Genomic DNA, 6,490 nt, shown 5'->3' on the forward strand with positions numbered 1-6,490 from the left:
CGTGATGTTCGCGAAGGGCCGGGTGAAGGCCCGCCTGCGGCGCCGGACCCGCGGCGCCCTGTCGACCGAGCCGGAATACGCGCTCGTCAACATCGTGCGCATCCCCGATGCGCAGATGAGTCCGGCGCGCGCGATCGGGCGGCGCGTGCTGTTCGCGCTGCTGGCGCTGTTGTTCACCTCGCTGGTGGTCTTCATCGACCGTGAGGGATACCGCGATGCCACCGGCAACCCGCTGTCGTACCTCGACTCGCTCTACTACTCGGCGGTGACCCTGTCGACCACGGGATACGGCGACGTCACGCCGGTCTCGCCGGGCGCGCGACTGGTCAACATCATCGTCATCACCCCATTGCGCGTCCTGTTCCTGATCGTCTTGATCGGTACCACCCTGGAAGTGCTGACCGAGCGGTCGCGCCAGGCGCTGAGAATCCAACGCTGGAGGGCTACGTTGCGCAACCACACAGTTGTCGTCGGGTTCGGCACGAAGGGCCAGACCGCCGTCGACGCGATGATCGGCGACGGGGTCAAGCCGTCGGAGATCGTCGTCGTCGACCCGTCACAGGCCGCACTCGACGCCGCCGAGGCACACGGCCTGGTCACGGTGCGCGGCGATGCCACCAAGTCCGACGTGTTGCGGCTCGCCGGTGCGGCCCACGCCGCGAGCATCATCATCGCGACGAGCCGTGACGACACGGCGGTCCTCACCGCGCTGTCGGCGCGCGAGATGAACAAGACCGCCACCATCGTCGCGTCGATCCGCGATTCGGAGAACACGCACGTCATGAAACAGTCCGGCGCGAACTCGGTCGTCGTGACGTCGGAGACCGCGGGCCGACTCTTGGGGATCGCGACCCAGTCGCCCAGCGTCGTGGAGGTTTTCGAGGACCTCCTCACCCCGGACGAGGGATATGCCATCGCCGAGCGGCCGGTCGACCCGACCGAAGTCGGCGGATCCCCGGCGCACACCGTCGACATCGTCCTGGGATTGGTGCGCGACGGGAAGCTCTACCGCATTGGCGAACCGGGGGTCGAGGCGATCGAGCTCGGCGACCGCCTGCTCTACGTCCGCCGCGGTCCCGCCGACAAGGACCGCTGACCAATGGCATTCGAGATGCCGCAGCCACCGCTGTTCTCCCGCTCCACCGTCGACCGGGGCGGCGAGTTCCGCGGTAACCGCGGGGCCGCGGTGCAGGGCTGGGACAGTGCCCGGGTGTTGCTGATCGATCGTCGGGGCCGGTTCGGCGTCGGCGAGAGCGGTGGCCTGCGCTGGGTGTCGGGGCCGACGGTCGCGCCGTCGCCGCCCGAGGACCTCGTGTTGCTCGGCGTCGAGGGCGAGGTGTTCTTGTGGGCGCGCCGCGTCGACGACGTGGCCGAGCCGCTCGGCGACGCGCGATCGGCCGGCCACCACCTCGGCGGCGACGATGCCGGGTTGCTGGTGACCGCGCTGGGGATGCTCAACTGGCACGACCATGCGGAGTTCTCGCCAACGACCGGGTCGCCGACCTCGGTGGAGAAGAGCGGATGGGTCCGGCGTGATCGGTCATGCGGCCGGGAGGAGTTCCCGCGCACCGATCCGGCGATCATCACCGTCGTCCACGACGGCGCCGACCGGATTCTCCTCGGACGGCAGGCGATGTGGCCCGAGCGCTGGTATTCGACGCTGGCGGGATTCGTCGAGCCGGGGGAGTCGTTGGAGCAGTGCGTGGTGCGCGAGGTTCGCGAGGAGGTCGGCATCACCGTCACCGAGCCGCGCTATCTCGGCAGTCAGCCGTGGCCGTTCCCGCGGTCGCTAATGGTCGGGTTCGCCGCGATCGGCGACCCCGACGAGCCGCTGCAGTTCCTCGACGGCGAGATCGCCGATGCCGTCTGGTTCACCCGCGAGCAGGTGCGCGACGCGCTCGCGGCGGGGGAGTGGGCGGCGCCCGACGACGATGATGCCGCGTCGGTACCGCTGCGCCTGCCCGGCTCGGTCTCGATCGCCCGCGCGATGGTCGAGACCTGGGCCGCCGCCTCCTAACCGCCGACTGGGCCCTCTTTCTCGTCGAGTGGGCCCTCGATTTCGTCGACTGGGCCCTCGATCTCGTCGACTGGGCCCTCGATCGTGCCAACTGGACGGCGGGAACAACTGGCTGCCCATGTGGTGTTATCAATGGCATGAGTACCGATGCTCCAGCCCTGACGATGTACACGACGACCTGGTGTGGTTACTGCAACCGACTCAAGACCGGCCTGAAGAGTCTTGGGGTCACGTGGGACGAGGTGAATATCGAGGAGGATCCGGCTGCGGCCGACTTCGTCGGCGGCGTCAATAACGGAAACCACGTCGTTCCGACGGTGAAATATGCCGACGGATCTACCGCGACCAATCCGTCGATCGCCGATGTGCGCGCGAAACTGGGCCTCTGATTAGGGCCCAGTCGACGGGATCGAGGGCCCAGTCGGCGGGAAGTAGGGCCCAGTCAGCGGGATAGAGGGCCCAGTCAGCGGGATAGAGGGCCCAGTCGACGAGGATGAGGGCCCACTCGGCGGGAAAGAGGGCCCAGTCGGCGGAGATGAGGGCCCACTCGACGACGGGGAGGGGCGTCGGGAACTGTCGGACCGGGGTGGGATAGTGGACGCCGTGGGGGACCATCTCGACGACCTCGACCCGGAACAGCTCGCCGCGGTGACAGCACCGCGCGGGCCGGTCTGCGTGCTCGCGGGAGCGGGAACCGGCAAGACCCGGACGATCACCCGGCGCATCGCCCACCTCGTCGACCAGGGGCAGGTCAATCCCGACCAAGTCCTTGCCGTCACCTTTACCGCCCGTGCGGCCGGCGAGATGCGGTCGCGGCTGCGAGCGCTCGGCATCGGCAGCGCCGGGTCATCGGCCGGGGTCCAGGCGCAGACGTTCCATGCCGCAGCCTTGCGACAACTGCGCTACTTCTGGCCGCGCGCCGTGGGCAACACGCGGTGGGAACTCATGGATTCCAAGCTGCCCCTCGTGGGCCGGGCGGCCCGCCGGGCACGGCTGGACACCTCGACCGAGTCGCTGCGCGACCTGGCTTCGGAGATCGAATGGGCCAAGGCGAGCCTGATCGGTCCGAGCGGCTATGCGCAGGCCGCCGCGCGCGCCGGGCGAGACCTCCCGGCACCCGCCGACGATGTCGCCAAGGTCTTCGCCGGCTATGAGGCGGCCAAGATCTCCGAGGACGGCGACCGCCTCTTCGACTTCGACGACCTGCTGATCTTCACCACCCAGATCCTGCTCGACGACGCCGGGATCGCTGACGAGTTCCGGTCGCGGTACCGGTGCTTCGTCGTCGACGAGTATCAGGACGTCACCCCGGTACAGCAGGGCCTGCTCAAAGCGTGGCTCGGCGACCGTGACGACCTGACCGTCGTCGGCGATGCGAACCAGACCATCTACACCTTCGCCGGGGCGCGGGCGGAGTACCTGCTCAACTTCTCCCGCGAGTATCCCGACGCCCAGGTCGTCCGCCTGGTGCGCGACTACCGGTCCACGCCCGAGGTGGTCGACCTGGCCAACCGGGTGATCGGCGCCGCCCGCGGACGGGCGGCCGGCACGCGCCTCGAACTCGTCGGGCAACGCCCCTCCGGACCACGGCCGCGTTTCGCCGAGTACCCCGACGAACCGGCCGAGGCGGCCGCCGCCGTCGCCGAGATCGCCGCGCTGATCGCTGACGGCGTGCCCGCCTCGGAGATCGCGGTGCTCTACCGCGTCAACGCCCAATCACAGGTGTATGAGCAGGCATTGACCGAGGCCCAGATTCCGTACCAGGTGCGCGGCGGCGACGCCTTTTTCGCGCGGACCGAGATCCGCCAGGCGCTGCGCGAAGTCTCTGCGGCCGCCCGGGCCGACGATCCGCCGTCGGGACCGGACCTCGTCGAGTCGCTGCGCGCCCTGCTCTTCCCGCTCGGGCTCACCCCCGACGAGCCGTCCGGCGCCGAGGCCCGGTCGCGGTGGGCGTCGCTCACCGCCCTGATCGAGCTCGCCGAAGAACTGCTCGGCCACAACCCGGAACTCGGCATGCGCGAGCTGGCCACCGAGTTGGTCTCGCGATCGCAGGCCGGACACCCCCCGACGATGCGCGGCGTCACGTTGTCCTCCTTGCACGCCGCGAAGGGGCTGGAGTGGGATGCGGTGTTCCTCGTCGGCCTGACCGACGGGGCGGTGCCGATCTCCCACGCCATCGATGCCTCCCCCGACGCGGTGGAGGAGGAGCGCCGACTGTTCTACGTCGGCGTGACCCGCGCCCGTGAACACCTGCGGCTCTCGTGGGCGCTGTCGCGCAACGAGGGCGGCCGTCGGGGCCGGCGCAAATCGCGCTTCCTGAACGGGCTGCTGCCGACCTGCGAGCGCTGCTCGTCGACGCTCATCGGCGCGCGCGCCCTGCGCACCGGGATCTGCGACTCGTGTTCGGGCGACCGGCGCCCCGCCACTGGCACGACGACGCGACGGTCGACGACGACGATGCCGCTGGCGCCGGCCGACGCCGAGCTCTTCGACGCCTTGCGCGAGTGGCGCTCGGCGGAAGCGAATCGCCAGGAGAAGCCGGCCTACACGGTGTTCGCCGACAAGACCTTGCGCGAAATCGCCACCGACCGCCCCGCCGACCTGGGTCAATTGCAGCGGGTGAGCGGCATCGGCCCGGCCAAGTTGGAGCGGTACGGCGACGCGGTGGTGGCGATCGTGGCGAAGGCCGCTGACGGCTGACACCGCCAGAGAAGCGGCAAAAGCCCAGGTAGAAAATAGGTTGTGCCGTCGTTGATCGACCCGTAGCCTGGATCAGGTCATAGCAACGGGGAACGGCTCCGTTGTGCGCACGGACGAATCGGAAGGAGTGCGGACAGTGAACTCAACTCATGAGCTCGCCGGCCATGCCGTCGCTGTCGCGCGCCCGTGGGGCCATGCTGCCCTGCACCCTGCCGTCCTCGTCGACGCAGCGCACAAGGCGATCGCCTACCAGGCGGTAGCAGCACGAGCTCTCTGGCGATTCCCCGTACCGGATCATCCGATGTGACATAACCCTCCTCGGACCCCTGGGCCACGGTGAATCGCGAAACGCGACAACCGTGGCCTTTTTCGTTGTCACACCCGATCTGACCAACCCAAACCGTGGAGAATCCCATGACCTGCCTTACCGACTGGATCGACGGCCCGTCGCCGACCAGGGGCCTCGACTCTCTCGGCCTGCCGTGCCGGGAGTCCGACGCGGACCTGTGGTTCGCCGAGTCGCCCACCGACCTGGAGGCCGCGAAGGTCCTCTGCCAGGGCTGCCCGCTTCAGCGGGAGTGCCTGGAGACCGCGATCGAGCGTGCCGAGCCCTGGGGAGTCTGGGGCGGCGAGATCTTCGAGCGCGGCCGCATCGTGGCCCGCAAGCGCCCACGCGGCCGACCGAAGAAGGTCGTCAGCTAAGAATCCGGCCCGACAAGCAGATGCTCGTCGGGCCGGATTCTTGTGTTCGGGCAGGAGGCGATCAGTCGACGCCGGGCACCCACTCCGACATGATCGAACGGTAGGGCGCGTGGGCCTCGAGCTGCGCGGCGATACCGACGCAACCGAGCAGGACGCGGAAGACCATGACGAAGTTCTTCGGCACGTTGAGGTTGCGCGACGTCTTGTACACGTCGCCCCGCAGGTCGGTGGCGTTTCCGGCGGCACGCTGCAACCACTTGCGGGTGAAGTGGAACTCGTCGGTGTAGAGCGGGTCGACGAACGGCTTCAGGTAGGCCTCGAGGTCCTCGGCCGTCACCTTCGACGCATGGCTGGGTTGGATGAAATTGGTCGCCACGAGCAGATCGCGCAGTTGGTCGTAGTCCCGGTCGCGGGCCAGCCGCAGGATCGGGCCGGTCTCGGCCGGCAGGCCGTCGGGGTAGCGGCCGATGGCGCCGAAGTCGAGCACGCCGAACCGGCCGTCGTCGGCGATGAAGAAGTTGCCCGGGTGCGGGTCACCGTGCAGCAGGCCGACGCGATACGGCGAGGAGAGCTCGAACTCGGCCATGCGCGCCGCGGCCTGGTTGCGCTGCTCTTGGCTGCCCTCGGTGATCAGCCGCGACAGCGGGATCCCGTTGACCCATTCGGAGATGACGACCTTCGGCGCGCTCGCCACGACCTTGGGGACGAGGAAGTTGGGGTCCCCGTCGAAGGCCTTCGCGAAGGCGCGCTGGTTCTCGGCTTCGCCCAGGTAGTCCAGCTCATCGTCGGTCCGGTCGATCAACTCGTCGACCATGGCTTTGACGTCGGTGCCGGGGGAGAGCTTCTGGATCAGCCCCGACATGCGCCCGAGGGTCTTGAGGTCGGCGCGCAGCGCATGGTCGGCACCGGGGTACTGGACCTTCACCGCGACGTCGCGGCCGTCCGACCACACGGCACGGTGCACCTGGCCGATGCTCGCCGCGGCGGCGGGCTCGTCATTGAACTCGCGGAACCGTTCGCGCCACTTGGTGCCGAGCTGCTGGTCCAAGACCGCGTGCACCTTCGCCGCGG

The 6,490-nt window shown here is 69.1% G+C and carries 6 protein-coding genes; 5 read left to right on the top strand and 1 reads right to left on the bottom strand.

The genetic code is table 11. The features are described 5' to 3' along the window. Positions 1-4: 4 nt before the first annotated feature. The 5 genes from nbrcactino_RS17940 (at position 5) to nbrcactino_RS17960 (ending at position 5,419) form a co-directional block, all read left to right on the top strand. Complete coding sequence (locus tag nbrcactino_RS17940) at positions 5-1,096, top strand: potassium channel family protein (protein ID WP_161928298.1); 1,092 nt, start codon at positions 5-7, stop codon at positions 1,094-1,096. Positions 1,097-1,099: 3 nt separating this feature from the next. Continuing rightward, positions 1,100-2,017 carry an NAD(+) diphosphatase gene (gene nudC, locus nbrcactino_RS17945; RefSeq protein ID WP_161928286.1) on the top strand — a complete coding sequence of 306 codons (918 nt, stop codon included), beginning with the start codon at positions 1,100-1,102 and terminating at the stop codon, positions 2,015-2,017. Positions 2,018-2,154: 137 nt separating this feature from the next. Then, the gene (locus nbrcactino_RS17950) at positions 2,155-2,406 is read left to right on the top strand and encodes a mycoredoxin (RefSeq protein WP_161928285.1); all 252 of its coding nucleotides are present in this window, start codon (positions 2,155-2,157) and stop codon (positions 2,404-2,406) included. 214 nt (positions 2,407-2,620) lie between these two features. Next, positions 2,621-4,717 (top strand): ATP-dependent DNA helicase UvrD2, encoded by a 2,097-nt coding sequence (locus nbrcactino_RS17955; RefSeq protein ID WP_371864587.1) that lies wholly within the window; start codon positions 2,621-2,623, stop codon positions 4,715-4,717. 414 nt (positions 4,718-5,131) lie between these two features. Then, positions 5,132-5,419, top strand: coding sequence for a WhiB family transcriptional regulator (locus tag nbrcactino_RS17960; RefSeq protein ID WP_161928283.1), 288 nt, complete (start codon positions 5,132-5,134; stop codon positions 5,417-5,419). Between the two features lie 61 nt (positions 5,420-5,480). Here the strand turns inward: nbrcactino_RS17960 and nbrcactino_RS17965 are convergent. Further along, positions 5,481-6,490, bottom strand: a 1,010-nt coding sequence (locus tag nbrcactino_RS17965) for an ABC1 kinase family protein (RefSeq protein WP_161928806.1), incomplete at its 5' end; no start/stop codon positions are given.

Source organism: Gordonia crocea, from assembly GCF_009932435.1.
GTDB classification, from domain to species: Bacteria; Actinomycetota; Actinomycetes; order Mycobacteriales; family Mycobacteriaceae; genus Gordonia; species Gordonia crocea.

Coding starts and splice junctions, on each gene's coding strand:
- nbrcactino_RS17940 (WP_161928298.1), top strand. CDS start 5: ATGTTCGCGAAGGGCCGGGTGAAGGCCCGCCTGCGGCGCCGGACCCGC.
- nudC (WP_161928286.1), top strand. CDS start 1,100: ATGGCATTCGAGATGCCGCAGCCACCGCTGTTCTCCCGCTCCACCGTC.
- nbrcactino_RS17950 (WP_161928285.1), top strand. CDS start 2,155: ATGAGTACCGATGCTCCAGCCCTGACGATGTACACGACGACCTGGTGT.
- nbrcactino_RS17960 (WP_161928283.1), top strand. CDS start 5,132: ATGACCTGCCTTACCGACTGGATCGACGGCCCGTCGCCGACCAGGGGC.